Raw genomic sequence first — 24,313 nt, forward strand, 5'->3', positions numbered from 1 at the left:
GGTGTGGATTCCTCGAGGAGTCCTCGAGGAAGACGTGTGGACTCCTCGAGGAATCCCACTGTTGTGCACCGGTTCACCCCCAGGTCGTCATACACAGGGGTGCACAACTTTTCGTGCACAGTTCCCACAGGTGAATTCATCCTCGAGGGCTGACCTGCCCGGATGCGCTGAGAGGGTTGTGGATTCCTCGAGGAGTCCTTGTCAGGTCCTCGAGGAATCCTCGAGTTGTCCCCGGTTTCGCTCAGATGTGGGCAGCATGGCCCGGAACGGGGGACCAACTCGAGGATGGCTCGAGGAGCAATGTGGAGTAGCGGGTCAACTCCACAGCCACGCGTTGTTCATCCTCGAGCCACCCCGACGACATCCACACGCCGCCGCACCCTCCGACCTGGGCGAATGGCCGAAGTCCACAGAACTAACAGGACCTACTACTACTTCAGTTCTTCATCTAGAGAAGGTTCTTCTAAAACAGGGTGTGTGGAAACTCGGGTTGGGAGCGCACGGTTCGACGGCAGCCCCTCCCCAACCCGATCGGGAGGCAAGGAGGAGAAGGGAATCCGATCCGTACTCATCGCACGGATCGCCGGATGGCCCGGAGGGTCGGCGTAGGCACGTCGGTACCGCGCGGGTACGGTTTGGTGTCGGCCCCGTGTGCGAGACTGCCGATTACCGATCAGAAGATCCGAACGACCGACAGTGGAGAGGACAGACCGGGCGATGGAGCTTGCAAGCATGAAGTTTCGAGTCGCCCGCGAGGACTTCGCCGAATCCGTAGCCTGGGTGGCCCGTAGCCTGCCGTCGCGGCCTCCGGTTCCCGTGCTCGGCGGCGTGCTCCTCGTGGCTGACGAGGACGGCCTGACGGTGTCGGGCTTCGACTATGAGGTCTCCGCGCAGATGCGGGTGGCCGCCGAGGTCGCCGGTCCGGGTCAGGTGCTGGTGTCGGGCCGCCTGCTGGCCGATATCACCAAGGCCCTCTCCAACAAGCCCGTCGACGTGTCGGTGGACGGCACCCGGGTGCTGATCGCCTGCGGCAGCGCCAAGTTCTCCCTGCCGACCATGCCGGTCGAGGACTATCCCCAGCTTCCCGAGCTTCCTCCCCAGACCGGTGAGCTCGCGGTGGAGCTGTTCTCCGAGGCGGTCTCGCAGGTGGCCGTGGCCGCCGGCCGCGACGACACGCTCCCCATGCTCACCGGTATCCGCGTCGAGATCGAGGGCCCCAAGGTGGTCCTGGCCGCGACCGACCGCTTCCGGCTCGCCGTGCGCGAGCTGGAATGGCAGCCGGGTCGCGCCGACGTGGAGACCGCGGTGCTGGTCCCGGCCCGCACCCTGTCCGAGTCCGCGAAGACCCTCGGAGCCTCCGATCAGCCGGTGCAGCTGGCGTTCGGCACCGGCACCGACGGCCTGCTCGGCATCGTGAACGGCGGCCGCCGCACCACCACCCGTCTGCTCGACGCGGAATTCCCCAAGTTCCGTCAGTTGCTCCCCAAGGAGCACACCTCCCTGGCGACCATCGCGGTGAACGCGCTGACCGAGGCCATCAAGCGTGTGGCCCTGGTGGCCGAGCGCGGCGCCCAGGTGCGGCTGGAGTTCTCCGAGGAGGGCCTGCTGCTCTCCGCCGGTGGTGACGACGCCGGTCGCGCCGAGGAGTGGCTGGAGGCCGAGTTCCGCGGTGAGCCGCTGACCATCGCCTTCAACCCCGGCTACCTGCTCGACGGCCTGTCGGCCTCGCATTCGGACCGGGTGACCTTCGGTTTCACCACCCCCAGCCGCCCGGCCGTGTTCCTGCCGGCGCCGGAGGAGGAGCCCGCCCAGCTGGAGTCGGGCGCGTTCTCGGCGCTCAGCGGCAGCTATATCTACCTGCTGATGCCGGTGCGGTTGCCGGGCTGAGCCGGCCGGCGACCACCTCGACTCGGCACGGACGCCCCACCTGTGCACACTGTTGACAAACCTGTGCAGAACTCGGCGTGCGTGGGTGGTTCGCCGCGTGCGTCCGGGTATCCCCAGCCGGGGCCGGTCGTGGAGCCGATCGCGGGCATGGTGGACTAGCCGAATGCACGTGCGTGCGCTGTCACTGCGCGATTTCCGGTCCTGGGAAGCCGCCGAGCTCGAACTCTCGCCCGGTGGAACGGTTTTCCTGGGTTCCAACGGGAACGGCAAGACCAATCTGATCGAGGCGCTCGGCTATCTGTCCACACTCGGTTCACACCGGGTGGCGGCGGACGCCCCGCTCATCCGCCTGGGCGCGCAGAAGGCCCGGATCGGCGCGACGGTGGTGAACACCGGCCGTGAGTTGCGGGTGGACATGGAGCTGAATCAGGGTGCGGCCAATCGGGCCCAGATCAATCGCTCACCGGTGCGCCGGCCACGGGAGATCCTGGGGATTCTGCAGACCGTGCTGTTCGCGCCGGAGGATCTGTCGCTGGTGCGCGGGGATCCGGGCGAGCGGCGGCGTTTCCTGGACGAACTGGCCACCGCCCGCTTGCCGCGGCTGGCCGGGGTGCGCGCGGATTACGACAAGGTGCTGCGGCAGCGGTCGGCGCTGTTGAAAACGGCTGGGCGCAATGCCCGTTCGGGTGCCAGGGGCGCGGAGATGAGCACCCTCGATGTGTGGGACGGCCATCTGGCGGCGCACGGCGCGGTGCTGCTGGCGCAGCGGCTGCGGCTGGTGCACGACCTTTATCCACATCTTGCACAGGCTTATTCAGGTATCGCGCCCGAATCCCGGCCCGCCACAATCGGTTACCGCAGCGCGAGCCTGCCGCCGGAATTCCTGGATCCCGCGCGTGTTCCCCAGGCCGAGGACGAGGCGGCGCTGGAGGCGATCCTGCTGCGGGAGCTGACTGCCGCGCGTCCCAAGGAGCTGGAGCGCGGGGTGTGCCTGGTCGGCCCGCACCGCGACGATCTGGAGCTGATGCTGGGTTCGGCGCCCGCCAAGGGTTTCGCGAGTCACGGCGAGTCCTGGTCCTTCGCCTTGGCGTTGCGGCTCGGGGCATTCGAGCTGTTGCGTTCCGCCGGAACGGATCCGGTGCTGATTCTCGACGACGTGTTCGCCGAACTGGATCGGCGCCGCCGGACCGCGCTGGCCGCGGTCGCCGCCGGCGCCGAGCAGGTGTTGATCACGGCCGCGGTGCCGGAGGACGTCCCGCCGGAATTGGATGCGGCGCCGCTGCGGGTGGAGACGACGGGCGAGGCCGATCATCGGGCGTCCCGGATCGCCGAGTCGGCGTCGACGTGACATCGCGGTGGAGTTGCGGTGACGTCGCGGCGCGATTGCGGCAGCACGCGTCGTGGCGGTGAGTCCGTCGGTGCGATACGGCAGAATCACGTGACGAACCGACGGTGATCATCGGGATTCCCAGGTGTGGAAGGAGTTGTGGATGACCGAGCCGACCGAAGCGGACGACCGCACCCCGTCCGAGGCGAATTCCGGTGCGGCGGGCCCGGAATCGGAGTTGCGGGGCGTCGACCTGGCCCGGCGCGCGCTCGAGGAGGCCCGTGCCGCGGCGCGCGCGGCCGGTAAGTCGGTCGGTCAGGGCCGGGCTTCGCCACGCAAGGGCGGTGTCCGGGCGTTGCGCCGGCGCAGCGGCTGGTCGGGCGCGCATCCGGATGAACGCGATCCGCAGACCCTGGCCTCGCTGGCCATGCAGCTGGCCAAGGGGCGCGGCTGGTCGGCCAAGGTCGCGGAGGGCACGGTCTTCGGCCGTTGGGCCAGCGTGGTGGGGGAGGACATCGCCTCGCATGCCCAGCCCATCTCGCTGGAGAACGGCATTCTGAGCATTCAGGCCGAGTCCACGGCCTGGGCGACCCAGTTGCGCATGTTCCAGTCCCAGATCCTCGCCAAGATCGCGGCGGCGGTCGGCAACGGTGTCGTCAAACAGCTCCGGATCAACGGTCCGACCGCGCCGAGTTGGCGCAAGGGCGAGCGGCACATCAAGGGCAGGGGCCCGCGCGACACCTACGGGTAGATCGCGAATTCCCGTTCGGGTGCGTTTGTTTCACGTGGAACGTCCGAAGATCGCTGAGAACCCTCGCGCAAACGGCTCCGGGGCCGCGCTCGCATCGCCCGCTGAGGCTTCCGGAACCCCCCGCACCCATAACGGGTCATGTCGCTGGTCGATTTCATGACCCTACGGCCCACTCAGGGGTGTCATAGGTGGGTTCTCTGTCGGTCGTACCAGTAGGATGGGGGAGTAACTAGCGGCGATACCTCCCGGTGCGTTCCGTAGCGCTCGCGCGTGAGCCCCCGTAATTCTCGAGCAGACACCGTCTGGCGTACTCGAGCAGACAGCGTCTGATGGGCTTCACGCGCGCCGCCGCACTGTGCCGGGAGGATCAGCAAGTAAGGAGAGCTACCCACCAGTGGCTGCCATGGACTCCAACGCAGAAGGCTCGACCAAGCAGGGCAATCAGTCGTACAGCGCGAACTCGATCACGGTGCTCGAGGGGCTCGAGGCGGTTCGCAAGCGCCCCGGCATGTACATCGGTTCCACCGGTGAGCGCGGCCTGCACCATCTGATCTGGGAGGTCGTCGACAACTCGGTCGATGAGGCGATGGCCGGGCATGCCACGCGTGTCGATGTCACGCTGCTGGCCGACGGCGGCGTCGAGGTCGTCGACGACGGTCGTGGTATCCCCACCGATATGCACGCGCAGGGGGTGCCGACCATCGAGGTCGTCATGACCCAGCTGCACGCCGGCGGCAAGTTCGACGGCGAGTCCTATGCGGTGTCCGGCGGTCTGCACGGTGTCGGCATCTCGGTGGTGAACGCGCTGTCCACCCGCCTCGAGGCCGAGGTGGACTACGGCGGCCACCACTGGACCCAGGAGTACAAGGACGCCAAGCCGGGCAAGCTGATCCAGGGCGAGGCGACCAAGAAGACCGGTACCACCATCCGGTTCTTCCCGGACCCGGACATCTTCGAGACCACCACCTTCAGCTTCGAGACGGTCGCGCGCCGCCTGCAGGAGATGGCCTTCCTGAACAAGGGTCTCACCATCACGCTGACCGATCAGCGCATCCACGAGGGTGACATCACCGATGAGGTGGTGAGCGAGACCGCCGAGGCGCCCAAGCATCTCGACGAGAACGCGCCCGCGGCCGAGCCGAAGGTGAAGACCCGCACGTACCACTACCCCGGTGGGCTGGAGGACTACGTCCGCCACATCAACCGGACCAAGACGCCGATCCACAACTCGATCGTCGGCTTCACCGGCAAGGGCACCGGCCACGAGGTCGAGGTCGCGATGCAGTGGAACTCGGGTTACTCAGAGTCTGTCCACACCTTCGCCAACACCATCAACACCCACGAGGGCGGTACCCACGAGGAGGGCTTCCGCGCGGCGCTCACCACGGTGGTGAACAAGTACGCGAAGGACAAGAAGCTTCTCAAGGAGAAGGAGGGCAACCTCACCGGTGACGACATCCGTGAGGGTCTCGCCGCCATCGTGAGCGTGAAGATCGCCGACCCGCAGTTCGAGGGCCAGACCAAGACCAAGCTCGGCAACACCGAGGTGAAGTCCTTCGTCCAGCGCACCTGCAACGAGCACATCTCGCACTGGTTCGAGGCGAACCCGGCCGACGCGAAGACGATCGTGCAGAAGGCGGTGTCGTCGGCGCAGGCCCGGGTGGCCGCGCGGAAGGCGCGAGAGCTGGTGCGGCGCAAGTCCGCCACCGATATCGGTGGCCTGCCGGGCAAGCTGGCCGACTGCCGTTCCAAGGATCCGAGCAAGTCCGAGATCTACATCGTGGAGGGCGACTCCGCCGGTGGTTCGGCCAAGTCCGGCCGTGACTCCATGTATCAGGCGATCCTGCCGCTGCGCGGCAAGATCATCAATGTGGAGAAGGCGCGCATCGACCGCGTGCTGAAGAACACCGAGGTCCAGTCGATCATCACGGCGTTCGGCACCGGTATCCACGACGAGTTCGACATCAACAAGCTGCGCTATCACAAGATCGTGCTGATGGCCGACGCCGATGTCGACGGCCAGCACATCTCGACGCTGCTGCTCACCCTGCTGTTCCGCTTCATGCGCCCGCTGGTCGAGCACGGTCACGTGTATCTGGCCATGCCGCCGCTGTACAAGCTGAAGTGGCAGCGCAGCGAGCCGGAGTTCGCCTACTCCGACCGCGAGCGCGACGGGCTGCTGGAGCGCGGCCTGGCGGCCGGCAAGAAGATCAACAAGGACGACGGCATCCAGCGCTACAAGGGTCTCGGTGAGATGAACCCGAAGGAGCTGTGGGAGACCACCATGGATCCGAGCGTGCGCGTGCTGCGTCTGGTCACGCTGGACGACGCGGCCGCGGCCGACGAGCTGTTCTCCATCCTCATGGGTGAGGACGTGGAGGCTCGCCGCAGCTTCATCACTCGGAACGCCAAGGACGTCCGGTTCCTCGACGTGTAATTCGCGCCGGCGGCGGCCTTCCGGGCCTCCGCGTGCGCGCCGCGAGGACCACCCACTACTTCTGACGGAGACCTATCCATGACTGAGACTTCGCTTCCGCCCTCGGGTGGCGACCGCATCGAGCCGGTCGACATCCAGCAGGAGATGCAGAACTCCTACATCGACTACGCCATGAGCGTGATCGTGGGCCGTGCGCTGCCCGAGGTGCGCGACGGCATGAAGCCGGTGCACCGCCGCATCCTGTACGCGATGTACGACAACGGGTATCGGCCCGATCGCGGCTATGTGAAGTCCGCGCGCCCGGTCGCCGACACCATGGGTAACTATCACCCGCACGGTGACTCGGCGATCTACGACACCCTGGTGCGCATGGCGCAGCCGTGGGCGATGCGGTACCCGCTGGTCGACGGCCAGGGCAACTTCGGTTCGCGCGGTAATGACGGTGCGGCCGCCATGCGTTACACGGAGTGCCGCCTGACGCCGCTGGCGATGGAGATGCTGCGCGAGATCGACCATGAGACGGTCGATTTCATCCCGAACTACGACGGCAAGACCCTGGAACCGGTCGTGCTGCCGAGCCGGGTGCCGGCGCTGCTGATGAACGGCTCCAACGGTATTGCCGTCGGTATGGCCACGAACATCCCGCCGCACAACCTGACCGAGCTGGCCGAGGCCATCTACTGGGCGCTGGACAACCATGAGGCCGACGAGGAGGCCACGCTCGCGGCGTGCATGGAGCGGGTGAAGGGTCCGGACTTCCCGACCTCGGGCCTGATCGTCGGGACCCAGGGCATCCATGATGCGTACACCACCGGTCGCGGTTCGGTCCGCATGCGCGGTGTGGTGGAGATCGAGGAGGACAACCGGGGTCGCACCACGATCGTCATCACCGAGCTGCCGTACCAGGTCAATACCGACAACTTCATCAACGCGATCGCCGAGCAGGTGAAGGACGGCAAGATCGCGGGTGTCTCCGACATCCACGACGAGTCGTCGGACCGTGCGGGTCTGCGCATCGTGGTGACGGTGAAGCGTGACGCCATCGCCAAGGTGGTGCTGAACAACCTCTACAAGCACACTCAGCTGCAGACGTCGTTCGGCTGCAACATGCTGTCGATCGTCGACGGGGTGCCGCGCACGCTGCGTCTGGATCAGATGATCCGGCTGTATGTGAATCACCAGTTGGACGTGATCATCCGGCGTACCCGGTACCTGCTGCGCAAGGCCGAGGAGCGGGCTCACATCCTGCGCGGTCTGGTGAAGGCGCTGGATCAGCTGGACGCGGTGATCGCGTTGATCCGCCGGTCGGCCGATACCGAGACCGCGCGCACCGGCCTGATGCAGTTGCTGGAGATCGACGAGATCCAGGCGACCGCCATCCTCGACATGCAGCTGCGCCGCCTGTCGGCACTGGAACGTCAGAAGATCCTGGACGAGTTGGCCAAGATCGAGGCCGAGATCGCCGATTTGAACGACATTCTGGCGAAGCCGGAGCGGCAGCGCGCGATCGTCCGTGACGAATTGGCGGAGATCGTCGACAAGTACGGCGACGACCGCCGCACCAAGATCATCGCGGCCGACGGCGACGTGCAGGACGAGGATCTGATCGCCCGCGAGGACGTGGTCGTGACGATCACCGAGACCGGCTACGCCAAGCGCACCAAGACCGACCTCTACCGTTCGCAGAAGCGCGGCGGCAAGGGCGTGCAGGGCGCGGGTCTCAAGCAGGACGACATCGTCAAGCACTTCTTCGTCACCTCGACCCACGACTGGCTGCTGTTCTTCACCAACAAGGGTCGGGTCTACCGGGCCAAGGCGTACGAGCTGCCGGAGGCCAACCGCACCGCGCGCGGCCAGCACGTGGCGAATCTGCTGGCGTTCCAGCCGGACGAGAAGATCGCCCAGGTCATTCAGCTCAAGTCGTACGAGGACGCGCCGTACCTGGTGCTGGCCACCCGCAAGGGTCTGGTGAAGAAGTCCAAGCTGACGGACTTCGACTCGAACCGGACCGGCGGCATCGTCGCGGTGAATCTGCGCGACGAGGACGAATTGGTCGGTGCGGCACTGTGTTCCGCGGACGATGATCTGCTGCTGGTGTCGGCGCACGGTCAGTCCATCCGCTTCAACGCCAATGACGAGGTGCTGCGCCCGATGGGCCGCGCCACCTCCGGCGTGCAGGGCATGCGCTTCAACGCCGACGATGAACTGTTGTCGCTCAACGTGGTTCGCGACGCCGAGGGCATCTATCTGCTTGTCGCGACGGCGGGTGGGTACTCCAAGCGCACGGCCATCGACGAGTACACCGCGCAGGGTCGCGGCGGCAAGGGTGTGCTGACGATCCAGTACGACGAGAAGCGTGGCAATCTGGTCGGAGCGCTCATCGTCAATGATGATGATGAGCTGTACGCGATCACCTCCGGTGGCGGTGTCATTCGCACCGCGGCGAACCAGGTTCGCAAGGCCGGTCGCCAAACCAAGGGTGTGCGGTTGATGAACCTGGGCGAGGGCGATATTTTGCTCGCGATCGCTCGGAACGCGGATGAGCCCGACCAGGTTGCCGAAGATGACACCAGCGGTTCGGCGAAGCAGTAGTTTCTCCACAGCAGCGGCGGCACAAACGGATCGAAGGATTCACCATTGACCACGAATCAGCCGAATGACCAGCGCGGTCACGCCAATGGCGTGACCGAGAGAATCGCCCCGTCCCCGATTCCGCCGCGGCCTATTCCGCGGACCGGCGGGAACGACGGCGGTGCGCCGCAAGCACCCGAATTGTCGGACCAGTCCGACAATTTCGGGCCGGAAGGTAACAATTCGGCAGAGGCCGCGGCACCGGCCGCCGCGGACGCCCAGGGCGGTTCGCCCTTCCAGGAAGGTTGGTCGCAGCTGCCCCAGCGGGAGCCGCAGTCCAACCTGTACCGCCCGGGCCAGGCCCCGACCCCGGGCAGCACCGCCAGCCTCAAGGGCGGCGGCCTGTCCGGTGGCGGCCTCAACGCCGGCGTCTCCAATGCCCGCACCACCGCCGACCTGGCGGCCAAGGCGGCGCGCAAGGAGGCGGCCATGGTGAAGTCCGTCGGGATCGACGGACCGACCCGCAGCATTTCCCGCCCGGAACTGGTCAAGGACCTGCCGGATCTGTCCGAGCTGCGGCACCCGCTGCCGCCGCCGGACCCGATCGCGCCGGCCGGTCCGGTCTCGCCGTCCGCCCCCGCGGCGGTGGCGCAGGCCGCGGCCACCGGTGAGCCGCTGCGCGCCACCGTGCAGCTGCGCCACATCGATCCGTGGTCCACGCTGAAGGTCTCGCTGGTGATCAGCGTGGCCATGTTCTTCGTGTGGATGCTGGCGGTCGGCCTGCTCTACCTGGTGCTCGAGGGCATGGGCGTGTGGGAGCGCCTGAACTCCACCTTCACCGATATGGTCTCGGACAGCTCCAGCTCGGCGCTCATCGACGCGGGCACGGTCTTCGGCTACGCCGGCGTGATCGGGCTGATCAATGTGGTGCTGATGACGGCGCTGTCCACGGTCGGCGTCTTCGTCTACAACCAGTGCACCGATCTGGTCGGCGGCATCCAGGTCACCCTGGCCGATCCCGACTAGGAAACCGCTGTTTCGATCCGCCGTGACGGCCGGTCCGACCTGCTCCCCGCAGGCCGCTGACCGGCCGTTTTGGTTATCAGCGCTCGGGTACGGTAATCTTCTGCCTCGTTCGAGTGACACACTTCGAACACCCACTAAGGGCCTATAGCTCAGGCGGTTAGAGCGCTTCGCTGATAACGAAGAGGTCGGAGGTTCAAGTCCTCCTAGGCCCACTTACAGGTAAAGATCGAACTGCCTTCCCAGGGGCCTTAGCTCAATTGGCAGAGCACTGCCTTTGCAAGGCAGGGGTTAGGGGTTCGATTCCCCTAGGCTCCACAGCACAAGCCGCAGACCATTTCGGTCTGCGGCTTCTGTCATTTCGGGGCCTTTCCGCGATTCCAGTACTGTGGGATTCATGAAATTCGTTCTCACAATCGTTCTGGTCGCCGCCGTGGTCTTCGGAATCAGCAAGCTGCGTCAGCGAAATGACGCCGATCTGTGGCATGAGGTCACCACTCGCTGAAAGTCCCTGACGGGGCGCCGATCACGTCACCCCGGTGACCGGTCGGCGCCCCTTCGCCACCGGCGGGAAGATCGGGACTGTGACACGGAACAACCGGAGGTTTGGCGCCCGATCGACGCCGTAAGGTCGAAGTATGGCGTCCACTGAGATCTCCGACCTGGTGCAGTCCGTGGTGGAGCCTTACCTGCTGAACGGACCACGCAGATACAACCGCGGCCAAGTGGCCGACCTGACCGGACTGCCCAACCATGTGACCCGCCGACTGTGGGTGGCGCTGGGTTTCCCGGCCGACCCGGACGACGAGGCCGTGGAGTACAGCGACTCCGATATCGAGGCCGCCCGGACCTTCGCCAAGCTGCACGTGCTGGCCTCCGCGGACGTGCACCGGCAGACCACCGCGGCGCGGACGCTGGGCCGCTCCATGGCCCGGCTGGCGGAGTGGCAGGTGGATCTGGTGACCGAGGAGATCCTGGATCGCATCGCCACCATCACCCGCGAGCAGCCGGACATCGACCCGACGGAGGCCGCCCGCATCGCCACCGACGAGGTGGTCACCGAGTTCGAGACATTGCAGCGCTACGCCTTCCGCCGGCATCTGGACGCCGCGCTGGCGCAGTCGATGAACGGGGGAGCGGCGGCCGGGGACACGCTGCGCGTGCTGGCCGTCGGATTCGCCGACATGGTCGGTTACACCCGTCTCACCCGCCACCTGGAGGCCGATGAGCTGTCGGCGCTGCTGGAGGCCTTCGAGACGGCCACCAGCAACGCGATCGTGGCCAATGGCGGCTGGGTGATCAAGAACGTCGGCGACGAGGTCATGTTCGCGGCCAATACCGCCGCGGCGGGCGCGCGCATCGCGCTGGCCGTGCAGGAGGCCGCCATCGCCTCGCACGGCGTCACCCAGGAACTGCGGGTGGGTCTGGCCTACGGACAGGTCCTGCAACGTTTCGGCGACCTGTACGGCTCGGTGGTGAACACCGCCGCGCGGCTCACCGGTGTGGCCCGGCCGGGCACGGTGCTGGTCGACGACGGCGCGGCCGAGGCGATCGAGTCGGACCCGGAATTCATGCTGCGGCAGCTGGCCACGGTGCGGGTGAAGGGCATCAACCGGTTGTACGGGCATGTGCTGCGCCGCAATGTGATTCGGCCGCTGGTCTGAGGAATCCCGCTGCCGGACGGTGAATCCGCCATGGGGCGAACCTGGTCCGGGAATGGGGGCGGGCCTCGGCGAAGGGGGGGAGTTAGCCGAGGCCCGCGTACGGTCGGCCCGGGGGGGAGGGGCCGACGGGAACGATCCTACGCGACGAATTCGCTTTGTGTGGCTATCGGGGGGCCGCGTTCCAAGATTTTTTTTGGGGAAAAAGTGTCGTACCCGGGTGAGACCATACCCGTGTGGCCGAAATGCGCCCTTCGCCGAAATCGATTCGAGTAGTGCACTACTCGCGATCGCGGCCGGTGTGCGGGCGGATCATCGAATCGGCCGCATCCCGTACCGGCAACCCCGAGCACCGCCGGACCCCAACGGGATGCGGTCCCTTTGGTGTAATGGCACTGCAGAGCCGATGCGGCGGATCAACCCCGAGACACCAGGAGAATCATGCCCGACGCGATAGTCGCCGAGGGTCTGGTCAAGAGGTACGGCCAGCTGGTCGCCCTCGACGGCCTGGACCTGTCCGTTCCCGAAGGCACCGTGACCGCACTGCTCGGCCCCAACGGCGCGGGCAAGACCACCGCTGTGCGCGTGCTCACCACCCTGCTGATCCCGGACGCGGGCCGCGCCACCGTCGCCGGGGTGGACGTCCTGAAGGATCCCCAGCTGCTGCGTTCCCGCATCGGCACCTCCGGCCAGTACGCGGCCGTCGACGAATACCTCACCGGCTTCGAGAATCTGGAGATGGTCGGGCGGCTGTACCACATGGGCGTGCAGCGCAGTAAGGAGCGCGCCCGCGAGCTGCTGGACCGCTTCCGCCTCGCCGACGCCGCCGACCGGCCCGTGAAGGGCTATTCCGGCGGCATGCGGCGGCGGCTCGACCTGGCCGGCGCGCTGGTGGCGAATCCGCCCGTGCTGTTCCTGGACGAACCCACCACGGGGCTGGATCCCCGTGCGCGCCTGGATCTCTGGGATGTCATCGAGGAATTGGTGGCGGGCGGCACCACGCTGCTGCTGACCACCCAGTACCTGGAGGAGGCCGACCGGCTGGCCGACTCCATCGCCGTCATCGACCACGGCCGGGTCATCGCCGAGGGCACCTCCGACGAACTCAAGGCCATGGTGGGCGGCGACCGCATCGAACTGATCGTCGACCATGCGGACAATCTGGCGGTCGCGCAGCGGGCGCTGGAAGGCCTGGCGCACGGCGAGATTCGGCTGGAGCCGGGGCTGCGGCGCATCATCGTGCCGGTCGAGGACGGTTCGCAGGCGCTGGTCGACGCGATCGGGCAGCTGAGCAAGCACGACGTGAAGATCCAGGACGTGGGTCTGCGCCGGCCCTCGCTCGACGATGTCTTCCTGTCGCTGACCGGGCACCAGACCGAGGAGCTGATCAACGGCGACCGCGCGGCCGACGAGACGGTCGGGGGCGCCCGATGACCTCCGCGCTCGCCGTCGCCGAAAAGCCTTCGCTCCCACAGCGACTGGCCATGGTGGTCTCCGACAGCATCACCATCACCAAGCGCAATGTCATCAAGATCCGCCGTGTCCCGGACGTGCTGATCTTCTCGACACTGTCGCCCATCATGTTCGTGCTGCTGTTCGCCTACGTCTTCGGTTCGTCGATCCGGCTGCCGGGTACCTCGTACCGTGAGTTCCTGATCGCGGGCATCTTCGCGCAGACCGTGGTGTTCGGCTCCACCTTCACCGGACTGAGCCTGGCCGAGGACATGCAGAAGGGCATCATCGACCGCTTCCGCTCGCTCCCCATGGCCCCGTCGGCGGTGCTCATCGGGCGCACGCTCTCCGATGTCGTCATCAATGTGGTGAGCCTGGTGGTCATGTCGCTGACCGGCCTGGCGGTAGGGTGGCGCATCCGCGGCTCGTTCCTGGACGCGGTGCTGGCCTACGTGTTGTTGCTGCTGTTCGCGTACGCGGTGTCGTGGATCATGGCCGTGGTGGGCCTGCTGGTCCGGGCGCCGGAGGTCTACAACAACGCGAGCTTCATGGTGATCTTCCCGATCACCTTCATCGCCAACACCTTCGTGCCGTCGCAGAACCTGCCCACGGTGCTTCGTGTTGTGGCGGAATGGAATCCGGTGTCGGCGGTGACGCAGGCGACCCGCGATCTGTTCGGCAACACCAGCCCGATGGGCCCGAGCCCGGATGTCTGGCCCATGCGGCATCCGGTCGCCACGACCCTGATGTGGATCGTGGTGATCCTGGCTGTCTTCGTGCCGCTGGCGCTGAAGCAGTACAAGCGGTCGGTCAGTCGCTGACCGGCCGCCGCGACCGCTGCCGCGTCAGCGGGTCGGCGTCAGATCCGGCGTGGGCGCGGAACCGTTGCGCGAATAACCCAGGCGTGGCGGCTCCGCGGCCGGCGCCTGCGGTTGTGGGCGCTTGCCCACGAAGAAAGCGATGACACCGCCCGCGATCGCGACGAGGGCGGCCACGATGACCTTGTTTCGAACGCTCCCCAGCTCCATCCGACCATGCTGGCACAGCAACGGAATTCGTGCACGAACGGGGGAGCGAACGGGTTACTCGACGGTAACGCTCTTGGCCAGATTGCGCGGCTTGTCCACGTCCCGGCCCAGCGCCATGGCCGTCTGATAGGCCAGCAGCTGCAGCGGGATGGTCAGGATGATCGGATCCAGTTCCGGGCACACCGCCGGAACCCGAATCACCGCGTCCGCCAAGCCATTCGGCAGATCGGTATTGGTGACCGCGATGACCGGGCCACCGCGCGCCTTGATCTGCTCGATGGTGGTGATGTTCTTGGCCAGCAGCTCGTCACCGGGGACCAGCACGATGCTCGGCATCTCCGGATCGATCAGCGCCAGCGGGCCGTGCTTGAGCTCGGAGCCCTGATACGCCTCGGCGTGGATGTAGGAGATCTCCTTGAGCTTCTGCGCGCCCTCTCGCGCCACCGGCCAGGCGCGCACCCGGCCGATGAAGAACATGCTGCGCGCCTTGGCGAAGCGGGAGGCGATCTCGGCGATCTCCTCGTCGGCGTCCAGCACCGCGTCGATCGCGTCGGGCAGTGCGCGCAGTCCGCTGACGATGCGCTCTCCGCGGGCCGCGGACAGATCCCGCACCCGGCCCAGCAGCAGCGCCAGCATGGCGAACGACACCGTCATATTGGTGAGCGCCTTGGTGGAGGCCACCGACACCTCCGGGCCCGCGTGCAGGAACACGCCGGCGCCGCACTCCCGGGCGATGGCGCTGCCGACCACGTTGACCGCGCCGATGACCCGGCCGCCCTTGCGTTGTAACTCCTGCACGGCCGCCAATGTGTCCAGGGTCTCGCCGGACTGGCTGATCGCCACATAGAGCGCGTCCGGGTCCACCACCGGATTCCGGTAGCGGAACTCCGAGGCGGGCTCGGCGGTGGCCGGGATCCGGGCCAGCTCCTCGACCAGCTGCGCGCCCAGCTGGCCCGCGTAATAGGCCGAGCCGCAGCCCAGGAAGACCACCTTGCTGATGCCGCGCAGCTCGCGCGCGTCCATGTTGAGGCCACCCAGGTGGGCGGTGGCGAAGCGTTCGTCCAGGCGGCCGCGGAGCGCCCGGCGCACGGCGTCGGGCTGTTCGGCCATTTCTTTGCGCATGAAGTCGGGATAACCGCCCAGCGCGTAGTCCTCGGCCGCCATATCGATGGTGGTGGGGATCTTGTCGGTGCGGCGCGCTTCGAGACCGAGTGTGCTGGTGCGGAATTCGTCCGCGCGCACGGTGGCCAGCTCGCCGTCGTCGAGGAACACCACGCGCTGGGTGTGGTGCACCAGGGCGGCCACGTCGGAGGCCACGAACATCTCGCCGTCGCCGACGCCGAGCACGATGGGGGAGCCGTTGCGGGCCACCACCAGTTCGTCGGGTCGGCGGGCGTCGAGCACCAGCAGGCCGTAGGTGCCCTCGACCCGGTGCAGCGCGGTGCGGACCGCGTCCTCGAGCGTCTCGGCGCCGTCCAGGGCGGCGGCCACCAGGTGGGCGATGGCCTCGGTGTCGGTGTCGGAGACGAATTCCACGCCGTCTGCGGTCAGCGCGGCGCGCAGTTCCTCGGCGTTCTCCACAATGCCGTTGTGCACGACCGCGATGCGGCCGGAGCCGTCGGTGTGCGGGTGCGCGTTGGCGTCGGAGGGCTCGCCGTGGGTGGCCCAGCGGGTGTGCGCGATGCCCACATTGCCGCGCAGCCGGGCACCTTCGGCGTCGGCCCGGTCACGCAGGTCCTGGACCCGGCCCTGGGTCTTGGTGACCCGCAGCCGGCCGCGGTGCGGCACGGCCAGTCCCGCGGAGTCGTAGCCGCGGTACTCGAGCCGGTGCAGGCCCTCCAGCAGGACCGGGACGGCCTCACGGTGCCCGATGTATCCGACGATTCCACACATTGCGCGACGGACTCCTCACCCGTAGACGATGCGACGCAGTTGGCGTTCGGTGAATTCGGGGGCGGCCACCGGGCGTTGCGCGAGCTCCGCCGCCAGGCGGTGCCAGATCTCGGCATTGCGGACCTGACGGCCCTGCAGTTCGGCATGTCTGCGGCGCACGAACTGCTCGGCGGTCTCGTCGAAATATCCGACGACGTCGGCGACCACGCGGGCCGCGACGGCGGGCGGCAGGCCGGTGGAGGCCGCGACATGGCGCACCAGATCGACCGGATCCCCGTCATTCACCCGACCGAACTTGCCATGCCGGGCCCGACTCCGCAAATTCTCTGCCCGATTTCGGGCAGAAAATGGAACGTAGCAACTGATTTGGCGACTTTTGGGGTAACTCGGGGGGTACGTCCAGAATCGGTTCGGCACCCACCCGGTGGCACGGATGCGCGACGCCAACGGCTCACAGCCGCCCGCTGAACGCTAGGAGCGGCGGTATTGCCTAGCATGGCGGCGTGACCTCACCGAATCAGACCGCCGTGGCGACCCTGCACACCAACCATGGCGACATCAAGATCTCGCTCTTCGGTAACCACGCTCCCGCGACGGTCCGCAACTTCCTCGGCCTGGCCGACGGTTCCGCGCCGTACACCACGAAGAACGCGTCCGGCACCGACTCCGGGCCGTTCTACGACGGCGCGATCTTCCATCGCGTGATCGACGGATTCATGATTCAGGGCGGCGACCCCACCGGCACCGGCCGCGGCGGCCCGGGCTACGAGTTCAAGGACGAATTCCACCCCGAACTGCGCTTCGACCGCGGCTACCTGCTCGCCATGGCGAATGCCGGGCCCGGCACCAACGGCTCCCAGTTCTTCATCACCGTGGGCGCGCAACCCCACCTGAACCGGCGGCACACCATCTTCGGTGAGGTCCTCGACCCCGATTCCCGCAAGGTGGTCGATACCATCGCCGCCATCGCCACCGACCGCGACGACCGGCCCAAGGACGATGTGGTGATCAACAGCATCACCCTGTCCTGAATCAGGCCGCAGCCGAAGAGAATTCACATGCATCCCCAGCCGCCCGCACCGACCTGCTATCGCCATCCGGATCGGCCCACCGGTCTGGCCTGCACCCGGTGCGGGCGTCCTGCCTGCCCCGATTGCCTCACCCCGGCCGCGGTCGGACAGCACTGCGTGGAGTGTGTGCGGCAGGGCCGCGACGACGTCCGGCCCGTTCGCAATGCCGTCGGGACACAGGTGTCGCGGGTACCGATCACCTATGTCACCTACTCGCTGATCGCGATCAATGTGATCGTCTACGCGATCACCGCGCTGCAGGCGCACAGCCTGATGGACAACCAGCGGTCGCGCCTGTTCTACGACTGGGTGCTGGTACCCGCCCTCGTCGGCGACGATGGCTGGATCCGGGTGCTGGGTTCGGGCTTCCTGCACTACGGCCCGATTCACCTGCTGGCCAACATGTTCGCGCTCTACGTGCTCGGCCCCTACTGCGAGGTGGCGCTGGGCCGTGGGCGATTCGTGGCCGTCTACCTGGCCTCGCTGCTCGGCGGTTCGGCGGCGGTGACCGCGCTGTCGGATCCGCTCACCGCCTCGGCGGGCGCGTCGGGCGCGATCTTCGGCATCTTCGGCGCGGTGGCCGTGATCATGCTGCGCACCCGGCAGAACCTCACCCAGATCGCGGTGCTGCTGGTGATCAACCTGATCATCACGTTCTCGGTGCCCGGCATCTCCATCTGGGCGCACCTGGGCGGACTGCTGACGGGCACGGTCGCCACCACCGGCATCCTCTATGTGCCGCGCTGGCTGGGGATTCGGGAGACCCGCACCGCGCTGAACATCGGCTGGGCGGTGGTGGCGGTGGTGGCGCTGATCGCGGTGGCGGTGACAGCGCTGGCCGCGCCCAGCCTGTAGCGAACTAGCGCGCCAGGTGAATACGCAGCACCTCGAGGACATCCTCGGGGTGTGCGCCCAGATCCCAGCGGCCCAGGATCAGCAGCTTCTCCTCGCCCAGATGATCCACATCCATCTCCAGCATGGGCATCCGCCGGCCGAGTCGCCGGTAGTACACCACGCGGACGCGGAGAATCTGCTGGGGCGTGTAGCGCTGCGGTCCGGTCAGGCCGCGCACCACGATATGCACAGGGTCACCGGGCTCGATCGCCAGGCGCGGACGCTGCCGCAGGCCCATGCCGGTGAGGAACAGCAGTCCTGCCGCGGCCACCCCGATGAGTACGCGGCCGGGTGCGTCGGTCGTGACGAATGCGGCCACGGCCAGCGCGATGCCGCCGACACCGCAGGCCGCGAGCGCGGCCGGGGGTGTGGACCAGGCGAGACGGGAGGAGGGATCGGCGGCAGTCACTGTCCCCACTCCCTCCTCGAGTTGTCCACAGGCTCATCCACAGGTGTGTATGAATAACAATGGTGTAAGGCACACATGTGCTGGACTCAGCGCCAGCGCATGGTCATGATCAGGCCGACGACCATGAGGCCGAACCCGATCAGGAAGTTCCACGCGCCCAGGTCGCTCATCCAGCCGATGTGCTCGTTCGCCAGGTAGTAGACGAGCAGCCAGGCCAGCCCGGCCAGCATGAAGCCCAGCATGATGGCGACGTACCAGACCGGCGACGGGCCTGCCGATTTCACCCGCACGGGGGTGCGGCTGGCCGGGTTGATCGTGTAGTCGGTCTTCTTCCGGACCTTTGACTTAGGCATGACGTCCTCGTATTCGGCGGTCTGTCTGCGTAAAGGTTATCCCAGCTCACTCGAGGCATCTCGAGGCGACGACCGGTTTCGGGAGGCGAGGGTAACGACGGGTACGTCCAAAATTGTTTCGGCACGCGACCGCCGGCACGGGTGTGGGACAGGAAACGCTCCCCAAGCCGCCCGCTGGAGTTTCGGGGCCATTACTCTCGAACCATGCGTGTACTGGTCGTCGACAACTACGACAGCTTCGTGTTCAACCTGGTTCAGTATCTCGGACAGCTGGGTGTGGAGGCCGAGGTCTGGCGCAATGACGATGATCGGCTCGCGGATGTGGACAGGGTTGTGCAGGAGTACGACGGGGTGCTGATCAGCCCCGGGCCCGGCACCCCGGACCGCGCCGGCGCCAGCATCGCGCTCGTGCACGCCGCCGCGAAGCACGCCACCCCGCTGCTCGGCGTCTGCCTCGGGCACCAGGCCATCGGAGAAGCGTTCGGCGCCACCGTGACCCGCGCCCCCGAACTGCTGCACGGCAAGACCAGCGAGGTCTTCCACATCGGCGCGGGCGTGCTGGCGGGCCTGCCGGATCCGTTCATCGCCACCCGCTACCACTCGCTGACCGTCCTCGAGGAGACCATGCCCCCGGAGCTGGAGGTGCTGGGCCACACCGAATCCGGCATCGTCATGGCCCTGCGGCATCGCGATCTGCCCATCCACGGTGTGCAGTTCCACCCCGAATCCGTGCTCACCCAGGGCGGGCACCGCATGCTCGCCAACTGGCTGGGCGTGTGCGGCGAGCGGCCGGCGGAGGGGCTGGTGCAGACCCTGGAGGCGGAGGTCGCGGCACTCGCGTCATGAGGCCGCACGTCATGCTGTCGGTGGCCGTCAGCATCGACGGCTACATCGACGACACCAGCCCGGACCGGCTGTTGCTGTCCAACGCGGCCGATTTCGATCGGGTCGACGCGCTGCGCGCGGACTCCGACGCCATCCTGATCGGCGCGGAAACCCTGCGCCGCGACAATCCCCGGCTGCTGGTCAACAGCGCGGATCGACGTCTGCACCGGATCGCCGCGGGCAAGCCGGAGCATCCGGTGCGCGTGATCGTCACCGCCCGTGGCGATCTCGACCCGGACCTGCGCTTCTGGCACTGCGGTGGCGAAAGGCTGGTCTACACCACCGATTCCGGCGCCACCCGGATCGGTGACCGTCTGGCCGGGCTCGCCGAGGTCGTACCGCTGGGCGAGGCGATCGAATTCGAGGCCCTGCTGGACGATCTGGGCAAGCGCGGCCTAAAACGGCTCATGGTCGAGGGCGGCGGTTCCATCCACACCGGCTTCCTGTCCGCCGGCCTGGCCGACGAGATCTGGATGGCCGTGGCGCCGGTCGTGGTCGGGGAGGCGGCCGCCCCGCGTTTCCTCGGGCCCGCCGCCTTCCCGGGCGGCCCGAATCACCGCATGCAGCTCGCCGATGTGGGCCGGATCGGCGATATCGCGCTGCTGCGCTATCTGCCGAAGGAGGATTCCGATGTCGGATGAGGCACGGCTGGACCGCGGGTGGATGCGGCACGCCATCGGCCTGGCGCGGTTGTGCCCGCACAGCGACACCGCCTTCGCGGTGGGCGCGGTGATCGTGGGCGCGGACGGGGTGGAGCTCGAGCACGGGTGGTCGCGGGAGACCGACGACAAGGTGCACGCCGAGGAGTCGGCGCTGAACAAGCTGGAGCCGGACGACCCGCGACTGCCGTCGGCCACGCTCTACAGCACGCTGGAACCCTGCTCGCAGCGCGCGAGCCAGGATCGGCTGCCGTGCACGGACCGCATTCTGCGGGCCGGGATCCGGCGCGTGGTCATCGCCTGGCGGGAGCCCGGCACCTTCGTGGACAACTGTGTCGGTGTGGAGAAACTTCGTGAGCACGGCGTCGAGGTGATCGAACTGCCCGATCTGGCCGAGGAGGCCATGTCGATGAACCGCCATCTGCGGCTGTAGGTTTCGCTCGCCGCAGGTTTCACATGAAACAAAGGGGGTTCGCGGACAGTCCGCGAACCCCCTTTTTCACAGTCGAATCGGCATCACGGCGGGCCGAGCGAAAGCACGCCGGTCGTGATGTTCACGGTCTGGCTCTTACCGAGCGGCGAGCCCGCGCTCGGCTGCTGGGCCAGGATGCGCCCGACCTCACCCGCGTTCAGGGTGCTCATCGTGTTCTGGCTGACCTGCCCGTTCCAGCCCTTCTGCCGCAGCACATCCACGGCCTGGGCCGGAGTCATACCGCGCAGGTCGGGCATGGTGAGCTGATCGCCGCTGGAGACCTGCACGGTGATGCTGGAACCCTTGTCGGCCTGGGTGCCCGCGGCCGGATTGGTGGCGATGACCGTGCCCTTGGGCTGGTTGTTCGGCACCTCCTGCACGGTCACCTTGAAACCGGCGGTGTCCGACAGCGTCGACTGCGCCACGTCGATGGACTGACCGACCACGTCGGGCACCCGCACCTTGTCCGGGCCGGAACCCAGGGTGATGGTGACCTGTCCGTCGGAGTCGATCTTCTGCCCGCCGTCGGGGTTCTGCCCGACGACCTTGTCCTTGTCCTCGATGCTGGACGCTTCGCGCTTCACATCCGGGTTCAGTCGCAGCCCCTGGGAATTCAGGTTCTGCTCGGCCTGCTGCTGGGTGAGCCCGGCCAGTTTCGGCACCGGCACCTGCTGTGGGCCGGCCGACACCTGCAGGGTGACGGTGCTGCCCTTGGCGACCCGCGACCCGCCCAGCGGCTGGGTGGCGATCACATTGCCCTGGGCCACCTTGGGATCGTTCTTCTGCTGGATGGCGACCGTGAAGCCGGCCTTCTCCAGATCCCGTTGCGCCAGTTGGTAGTTCTGGTTGGCGACATCAGGCACCGCGACCTGATCCGGATGCGAGCCGCTGACCAGCATCCACACCAGTCCGGCCACGGCCGCGATCGCGGCCACCGCCAGCACGGCGATGAGCGCGGTGCGCCGGCGCGGGCTCGCCTCGACGATCTCCTGCTCAGTGGTGTCGTCGCGGCGTTCGACGGTGCGGTAGCTGCGCGGCGGCGGCAGTTCGTCGTCGAAGCTGCGGTCCTCGTCGGTCAGGATCATGGGTGCGGTGGGCTTCTGCCCGCCCAGCACCCGGATCAGGTCGGCGCGCATCTCGGCGGCGGTCTGGTACCGGTTGGCCGGATTCTTGCTCATGGCCTTGAGCACGACCGAGTCGAGCTCGCGGGGGACGCCCGGATGCACCGTCGAGGGCAGCCGCGGGTCCTCGCGAACATGCTGATAGGCCACCGCGACCGGGGAGTCACCGGTGAAAGGCGGTTCGCCGGTGAGGATCTCGTAGAGCACACAGCCCACCGAGTACACGTCGGACCGCGCGTCCACCTGCTCGCCGCGGGCCTGCTCGGGCGAGAGGTACTGGGCGGTGCCGATGACGGCGGCCGTCTGGGTCATGGGATTGGAGCTGTCGGCGAGGGCCCGGGCGATGCCGAAGTCCATCACCTTCACCGCGCCGGCGCGGTTGATCATGATGTTGGCGGGCTTCATGTCCCGGTGCACGATGCCGTTGCGGTGCGAGAAGTCCAGCGCCGCACACACATCCGCGATGACCTCCATGGCGCGCCGCGGCGGTAGCGGACCCTTGCCGCGCACCAGGTCGCGCAGGGTGTCGCCGTCCACGTACTCCATGACGATGTAGGGCAGCGGGCCGCCGTCCACCTCTGCCTCGCCGGTGTCGTACACCGCCACGATGGCCGGATGGTTGAGAGCGGCCGCGTTCTGCGCCTCCCGCTTGAAGCGCAGATAGAACGTGGGGTCGCGGGCCAGGTCGGCGCGCAGCACCTTGATGGCGACGTCCCGGCCCAGCCGGAGATCCCGGGCCTTGTGGACCTCGGACATGCCACCGAACCCGATGATCTCGCCCAGCTCGTAGCGAGAGGAGAGGTTCTTCGGGGTCGTCATGGCAATCCTTGCTGCGGGACTGTGGATGAATAGGGGTCCTGCGGGTACACCCGGCTGCGGTCACTGCCCGGACTCACCCCGCCGCCGGAGTTCCCTCCGCCGGGGTTCGCACCGGGAGTCACTGGCCATGATGGTATGTCGTTGTTCGGCCACGGCCAGCGACCGGTGGTGGTGGTCGGCTTCGCCGGCGTGGTGGTGGGCGCGGTCGTCGTGGGCTTGGGCGGAGTCGTGGTGGTCGGCGGCGGTGTCGTCGTGGGCTCGGGGGTGGTGGTCGGGGGCGGATCGTAGGTGGTCACCGCGGGCGGTGGCACCGGTCTCTCCCGGGTGGTGGTCGGCGGGGCCGTGGTGGTGCTCGGCGTGATCACCGGGGGCGCCACCACCGCGCTGGTGCGGGCGGGCGGCGTGGAATCGTGCGATGAGCTGCTCATCAGCACGATCGCGGCGGCCGCGCCCAGGATGAGCGCGCCCACACCGAGTCCGGCGATGGCCTTCTGGCCGGCGGTGAATCGCCCGGTTCCGGGGTCCTCGACGCCGGTGATGGTCATCGGGCCGACCGGGGTGCGCGGTCCGGGCATCACGGTGGTCGCGCCGACGGGCGGCTCGGCGACACCGCGCATGGGCTGCTGGGGCGGCGGCGCGTAGCGGGTGGTGGCCTGGTCGGCCCGGGCCCCCGGAATCATCATGGTCGGTCCGGGCGGCGCCACCCGGGTGGCGCCGGTCATCGGCACGGCCGGCATGCCGCCGGGCGGGGTGGGCCGGCGGCCCGAGCGCACCGCGGCCACCGCGTCGGCGAACTCGCCGCCATTGGCGTACCGCTGGCCCGGTTCCTTGGCCATGGTGATCTCGATGAGTTCCCGCACATTCGGCGGCAGATCGGCGGGCAGCGGCGGCGGGGCCTCCCGCACGTGCTTCATGGCGACGGTCAGCGCGCCGTCGCCGGTGAACGGCCGCGCGCCCGAGAGCGCCTCGTAGCCGACCACGCCCAGCGAGTACACGTCGGAGGCGGCGGTGGCGTCCTCGCCGGTGGCCTGCTCCGGGGCGATGTACTGGGCGGTGCCCATCACCATGCCGGTCTTGGTGACCGGGGACGCGTCCACCGCCTTGGCGATACCGAAGTCGGTGATCTTCACCTGACCGGTCGGGGTCACGAGGATATTGCCGGGCTTCACGTCCCGGTGCACCACGCCCGCCAGGTGCGCGACCTGGAGCGCCCGGCCGGTCTGCTCGAGCATGTCCAGGCCCTGCGCCACCGACAGCCGGTTCAGCCGCGACAGCACCGCGTTGAGCGGTTCACCCTGCACGTATTCCATGACCAGGTAGGCGATCTCGCCACCGGACCCGTCCTGGGTCTCGCCGTAGTCGTAGATGCTCGCGATGCCCGGGTGGTTCAGCTGCGCGGTGGTCCGCGCCTCGGTACGGAAGCGCTGCCGGAAGGTCGGATCGGCGGAGAATTCCGCCTTCAGCACCTTCACGGCGACCCGGCGATCCAGCCGGGTGTCCAGCGCTTCCCAGACCTGCCCCATTCCGCCGGTCGCGATCAGCCGCTGCAGCCGGTACCGGTCCGCGATCATCGCACCGTTGTTCAGCATTCGAGACCCTGT

At 67.7% G+C, this 24,313-nt stretch carries 22 protein-coding genes and 2 tRNA genes; 17 read left to right on the forward strand and 7 right to left on the reverse strand.

The genetic code is table 11. The features are described from left to right. The first annotated feature begins 717 nt into the window (after positions 1-717). From dnaN to ON33_RS30775, 12 genes are all read left to right on the forward strand, one after another. Positions 718-1,887, forward strand: a complete 1,170-nt coding sequence (gene dnaN / locus ON33_RS30725; RefSeq protein WP_040862569.1) for a DNA polymerase III subunit beta — start codon at positions 718-720, stop codon at positions 1,885-1,887. A gap of 163 nt (positions 1,888-2,050) precedes the next feature. Continuing rightward, on the forward strand, positions 2,051-3,235 hold the full coding sequence (gene recF, locus ON33_RS30730; RefSeq protein ID WP_040862570.1) for a DNA replication/repair protein RecF: 1,185 nt from the start codon (positions 2,051-2,053) through the stop codon (positions 3,233-3,235). A 142-nt stretch (positions 3,236-3,377) separates the two neighbouring features. Continuing rightward, complete coding sequence (locus tag ON33_RS30735) at positions 3,378-3,965, forward strand: DUF721 family protein (protein ID WP_040862671.1); 588 nt, start codon at positions 3,378-3,380, stop codon at positions 3,963-3,965. Positions 3,966-4,368: 403 nt separating this feature from the next. Then, the gene (gene gyrB, locus ON33_RS30740; RefSeq protein WP_040862571.1) at positions 4,369-6,402 is read left to right on the forward strand and encodes a DNA topoisomerase (ATP-hydrolyzing) subunit B; all 2,034 of its coding nucleotides are present in this window, start codon (positions 4,369-4,371) and stop codon (positions 6,400-6,402) included. Between the two features lie 78 nt (positions 6,403-6,480). Continuing rightward, complete coding sequence (gene gyrA / locus ON33_RS30745) at positions 6,481-8,994, forward strand: DNA gyrase subunit A (protein ID WP_040862572.1); 2,514 nt, start codon at positions 6,481-6,483, stop codon at positions 8,992-8,994. Positions 8,995-9,039: 45 nt separating this feature from the next. Next, positions 9,040-9,999: a DUF3566 domain-containing protein gene (locus tag ON33_RS30750; RefSeq protein WP_040862573.1), complete on the forward strand. Its 960-nt coding sequence runs from the start codon at positions 9,040-9,042 to the stop codon at positions 9,997-9,999. A gap of 138 nt (positions 10,000-10,137) precedes the next feature. After that, positions 10,138-10,211, forward strand: a tRNA-Ile gene (locus tag ON33_RS30755). Between the two features lie 30 nt (positions 10,212-10,241). Continuing rightward, a tRNA-Ala gene (locus ON33_RS30760) sits at positions 10,242-10,314 on the forward strand. Between the two features lie 79 nt (positions 10,315-10,393). Continuing rightward, positions 10,394-10,501: a DLW-39 family protein gene (locus tag ON33_RS42895; RefSeq protein WP_218001530.1), complete on the forward strand. Its 108-nt coding sequence runs from the start codon at positions 10,394-10,396 to the stop codon at positions 10,499-10,501. Positions 10,502-10,634: 133 nt separating this feature from the next. Then, positions 10,635-11,660: an adenylate/guanylate cyclase domain-containing protein gene (locus ON33_RS30765; RefSeq protein WP_040862574.1), complete on the forward strand. Its 1,026-nt coding sequence runs from the start codon at positions 10,635-10,637 to the stop codon at positions 11,658-11,660. Positions 11,661-12,098: 438 nt separating this feature from the next. Continuing rightward, positions 12,099-13,091 carry a daunorubicin resistance protein DrrA family ABC transporter ATP-binding protein gene (locus ON33_RS30770; protein ID WP_040862575.1) on the forward strand — a complete coding sequence of 331 codons (993 nt, stop codon included), beginning with the start codon at positions 12,099-12,101 and terminating at the stop codon, positions 13,089-13,091. After that, positions 13,088-13,930, forward strand: coding sequence for an ABC transporter permease (locus ON33_RS30775; protein ID WP_051153109.1), 843 nt, complete (start codon positions 13,088-13,090; stop codon positions 13,928-13,930). The genes ON33_RS30770 and ON33_RS30775 overlap by 4 nt, the downstream gene beginning before the upstream one ends. Before the next feature lie 24 nt (positions 13,931-13,954). On the opposite strand, the gene ON33_RS30780 is transcribed toward ON33_RS30775, so the two are convergent. From ON33_RS30780 to ON33_RS30790, 3 genes are read right to left on the reverse strand one after another with little or no spacing between them, the layout of a single operon-like run. Further along, a complete protein-coding gene (locus tag ON33_RS30780) occupies positions 13,955-14,137 on the reverse strand; it encodes a hypothetical protein (protein WP_040862576.1) in 183 nt (60 codons plus the stop codon). A gap of 54 nt (positions 14,138-14,191) precedes the next feature. Next, positions 14,192-16,030 carry a glutamine--fructose-6-phosphate transaminase (isomerizing) gene (gene glmS / locus ON33_RS30785; protein ID WP_040862577.1) on the reverse strand — a complete coding sequence of 613 codons (1,839 nt, stop codon included), beginning with the start codon at positions 16,028-16,030 and terminating at the stop codon, positions 14,192-14,194. A gap of 15 nt (positions 16,031-16,045) precedes the next feature. Then, on the reverse strand, positions 16,046-16,315 hold the full coding sequence (locus ON33_RS30790) for a hypothetical protein (RefSeq protein WP_040862578.1): 270 nt from the start codon (positions 16,313-16,315) through the stop codon (positions 16,046-16,048). A gap of 218 nt (positions 16,316-16,533) precedes the next feature. On the opposite strand from ON33_RS30790, the gene ON33_RS30795 reads away from it, so the two are divergent. Together ON33_RS30795 and ON33_RS30800 are read left to right on the forward strand one after the other, a co-directional pair. Further along, positions 16,534-17,061 carry a peptidylprolyl isomerase gene (locus ON33_RS30795; RefSeq protein ID WP_040862579.1) on the forward strand — a complete coding sequence of 176 codons (528 nt, stop codon included), beginning with the start codon at positions 16,534-16,536 and terminating at the stop codon, positions 17,059-17,061. Positions 17,062-17,088: 27 nt separating this feature from the next. Then, entirely contained in the window at positions 17,089-17,955 is an 867-nt protein-coding gene (locus tag ON33_RS30800) for a rhomboid family intramembrane serine protease (protein ID WP_040862580.1), read from the forward strand. Positions 17,956-17,959: 4 nt separating this feature from the next. Here the strand turns inward: ON33_RS30800 and ON33_RS30805 are convergent, their stop codons facing one another. After that, entirely contained in the window at positions 17,960-18,403 is a 444-nt protein-coding gene (locus tag ON33_RS30805) for a PH domain-containing protein (RefSeq protein ID WP_040862581.1), read from the reverse strand. Between the two features lie 86 nt (positions 18,404-18,489). Then, complete coding sequence (crgA, locus tag ON33_RS30810) at positions 18,490-18,756, reverse strand: cell division protein CrgA (protein ID WP_040862582.1); 267 nt, start codon at positions 18,754-18,756, stop codon at positions 18,490-18,492. Positions 18,757-18,960: 204 nt separating this feature from the next. Between crgA and ON33_RS30815 the strand changes: the two genes are divergently transcribed. From ON33_RS30815 to ON33_RS30825, 3 genes are read left to right on the forward strand one after another with little or no spacing between them, the layout of a single operon-like run. Next, on the forward strand, positions 18,961-19,602 hold the full coding sequence (locus tag ON33_RS30815; protein ID WP_040862583.1) for an aminodeoxychorismate/anthranilate synthase component II: 642 nt from the start codon (positions 18,961-18,963) through the stop codon (positions 19,600-19,602). Next, positions 19,599-20,282 carry a RibD family protein gene (locus tag ON33_RS30820; RefSeq protein ID WP_040862584.1) on the forward strand — a complete coding sequence of 228 codons (684 nt, stop codon included), beginning with the start codon at positions 19,599-19,601 and terminating at the stop codon, positions 20,280-20,282. Before ON33_RS30815 ends, ON33_RS30820 begins: the two co-directional genes overlap by 4 nt. Further along, the gene (locus tag ON33_RS30825) at positions 20,272-20,733 is read left to right on the forward strand and encodes a cytidine/deoxycytidylate deaminase family protein (protein ID WP_063711094.1); all 462 of its coding nucleotides are present in this window, start codon (positions 20,272-20,274) and stop codon (positions 20,731-20,733) included. Before ON33_RS30820 ends, ON33_RS30825 begins: the two co-directional genes overlap by 11 nt. Before the next feature lie 83 nt (positions 20,734-20,816). On the opposite strand, the gene pknB is transcribed toward ON33_RS30825, so the two are convergent. Further along, positions 20,817-22,712, reverse strand: a complete 1,896-nt coding sequence (gene pknB, locus ON33_RS30830; protein WP_040862585.1) for a Stk1 family PASTA domain-containing Ser/Thr kinase — start codon at positions 22,710-22,712, stop codon at positions 20,817-20,819. Further along, positions 22,709-24,301 carry a protein kinase domain-containing protein gene (locus tag ON33_RS30835; RefSeq protein WP_083869405.1) on the reverse strand — a complete coding sequence of 531 codons (1,593 nt, stop codon included), beginning with the start codon at positions 24,299-24,301 and terminating at the stop codon, positions 22,709-22,711. Before ON33_RS30835 ends, pknB begins: the two co-directional genes overlap by 4 nt. Positions 24,302-24,313: the final 12 nt, after the last annotated feature.

This window comes from Nocardia niigatensis NBRC 100131 (assembly GCF_000308655.1).
GTDB classification, from domain to species: Bacteria; Actinomycetota; Actinomycetes; order Mycobacteriales; family Mycobacteriaceae; genus Nocardia; species Nocardia niigatensis.

What these genes read in the sequence shown, in the direction of transcription:
- ON33_RS30820 (WP_040862584.1), top strand. Translation starts at nt 19,599, where the DNA reads ATGAGGCCGCACGTCATGCTGTCGGTGGCCGTCAGCATCGACGGCTAC.
- ON33_RS30775 (WP_051153109.1), top strand. Translation starts at nt 13,088, where the DNA reads ATGACCTCCGCGCTCGCCGTCGCCGAAAAGCCTTCGCTCCCACAGCGA.
- gyrB (WP_040862571.1), top strand. Translation starts at nt 4,369, where the DNA reads ATGGACTCCAACGCAGAAGGCTCGACCAAGCAGGGCAATCAGTCGTAC.
- ON33_RS30815 (WP_040862583.1), top strand. Translation starts at nt 18,961, where the DNA reads ATGCGTGTACTGGTCGTCGACAACTACGACAGCTTCGTGTTCAACCTG.
- ON33_RS30770 (WP_040862575.1), top strand. Translation starts at nt 12,099, where the DNA reads ATGCCCGACGCGATAGTCGCCGAGGGTCTGGTCAAGAGGTACGGCCAG.
- ON33_RS42895 (WP_218001530.1), top strand. Translation starts at nt 10,394, where the DNA reads ATGAAATTCGTTCTCACAATCGTTCTGGTCGCCGCCGTGGTCTTCGGA.
- dnaN (WP_040862569.1), top strand. Translation starts at nt 718, where the DNA reads ATGGAGCTTGCAAGCATGAAGTTTCGAGTCGCCCGCGAGGACTTCGCC.
- gyrA (WP_040862572.1), top strand. Translation starts at nt 6,481, where the DNA reads ATGACTGAGACTTCGCTTCCGCCCTCGGGTGGCGACCGCATCGAGCCG.
- ON33_RS30835 (WP_083869405.1), bottom strand. Translation starts at nt 24,301, where the DNA reads ATGCTGAACAACGGTGCGATGATCGCGGACCGGTACCGGCTGCAGCGG.
- glmS (WP_040862577.1), bottom strand. Translation starts at nt 16,030, where the DNA reads ATGTGTGGAATCGTCGGATACATCGGGCACCGTGAGGCCGTCCCGGTC.
- ON33_RS30735 (WP_040862671.1), top strand. Translation starts at nt 3,378, where the DNA reads ATGACCGAGCCGACCGAAGCGGACGACCGCACCCCGTCCGAGGCGAAT.
- pknB (WP_040862585.1), bottom strand. Translation starts at nt 22,712, where the DNA reads ATGACGACCCCGAAGAACCTCTCCTCTCGCTACGAGCTGGGCGAGATC.
- crgA (WP_040862582.1), bottom strand. Translation starts at nt 18,756, where the DNA reads ATGCCTAAGTCAAAGGTCCGGAAGAAGACCGACTACACGATCAACCCG.
- ON33_RS30765 (WP_040862574.1), top strand. Translation starts at nt 10,635, where the DNA reads ATGGCGTCCACTGAGATCTCCGACCTGGTGCAGTCCGTGGTGGAGCCT.
- ON33_RS30825 (WP_063711094.1), top strand. Translation starts at nt 20,272, where the DNA reads ATGTCGGATGAGGCACGGCTGGACCGCGGGTGGATGCGGCACGCCATC.
- ON33_RS30780 (WP_040862576.1), bottom strand. Translation starts at nt 14,137, where the DNA reads ATGGAGCTGGGGAGCGTTCGAAACAAGGTCATCGTGGCCGCCCTCGTC.
- recF (WP_040862570.1), top strand. Translation starts at nt 2,051, where the DNA reads ATGCACGTGCGTGCGCTGTCACTGCGCGATTTCCGGTCCTGGGAAGCC.
- ON33_RS30800 (WP_040862580.1), top strand. Translation starts at nt 17,089, where the DNA reads ATGCATCCCCAGCCGCCCGCACCGACCTGCTATCGCCATCCGGATCGG.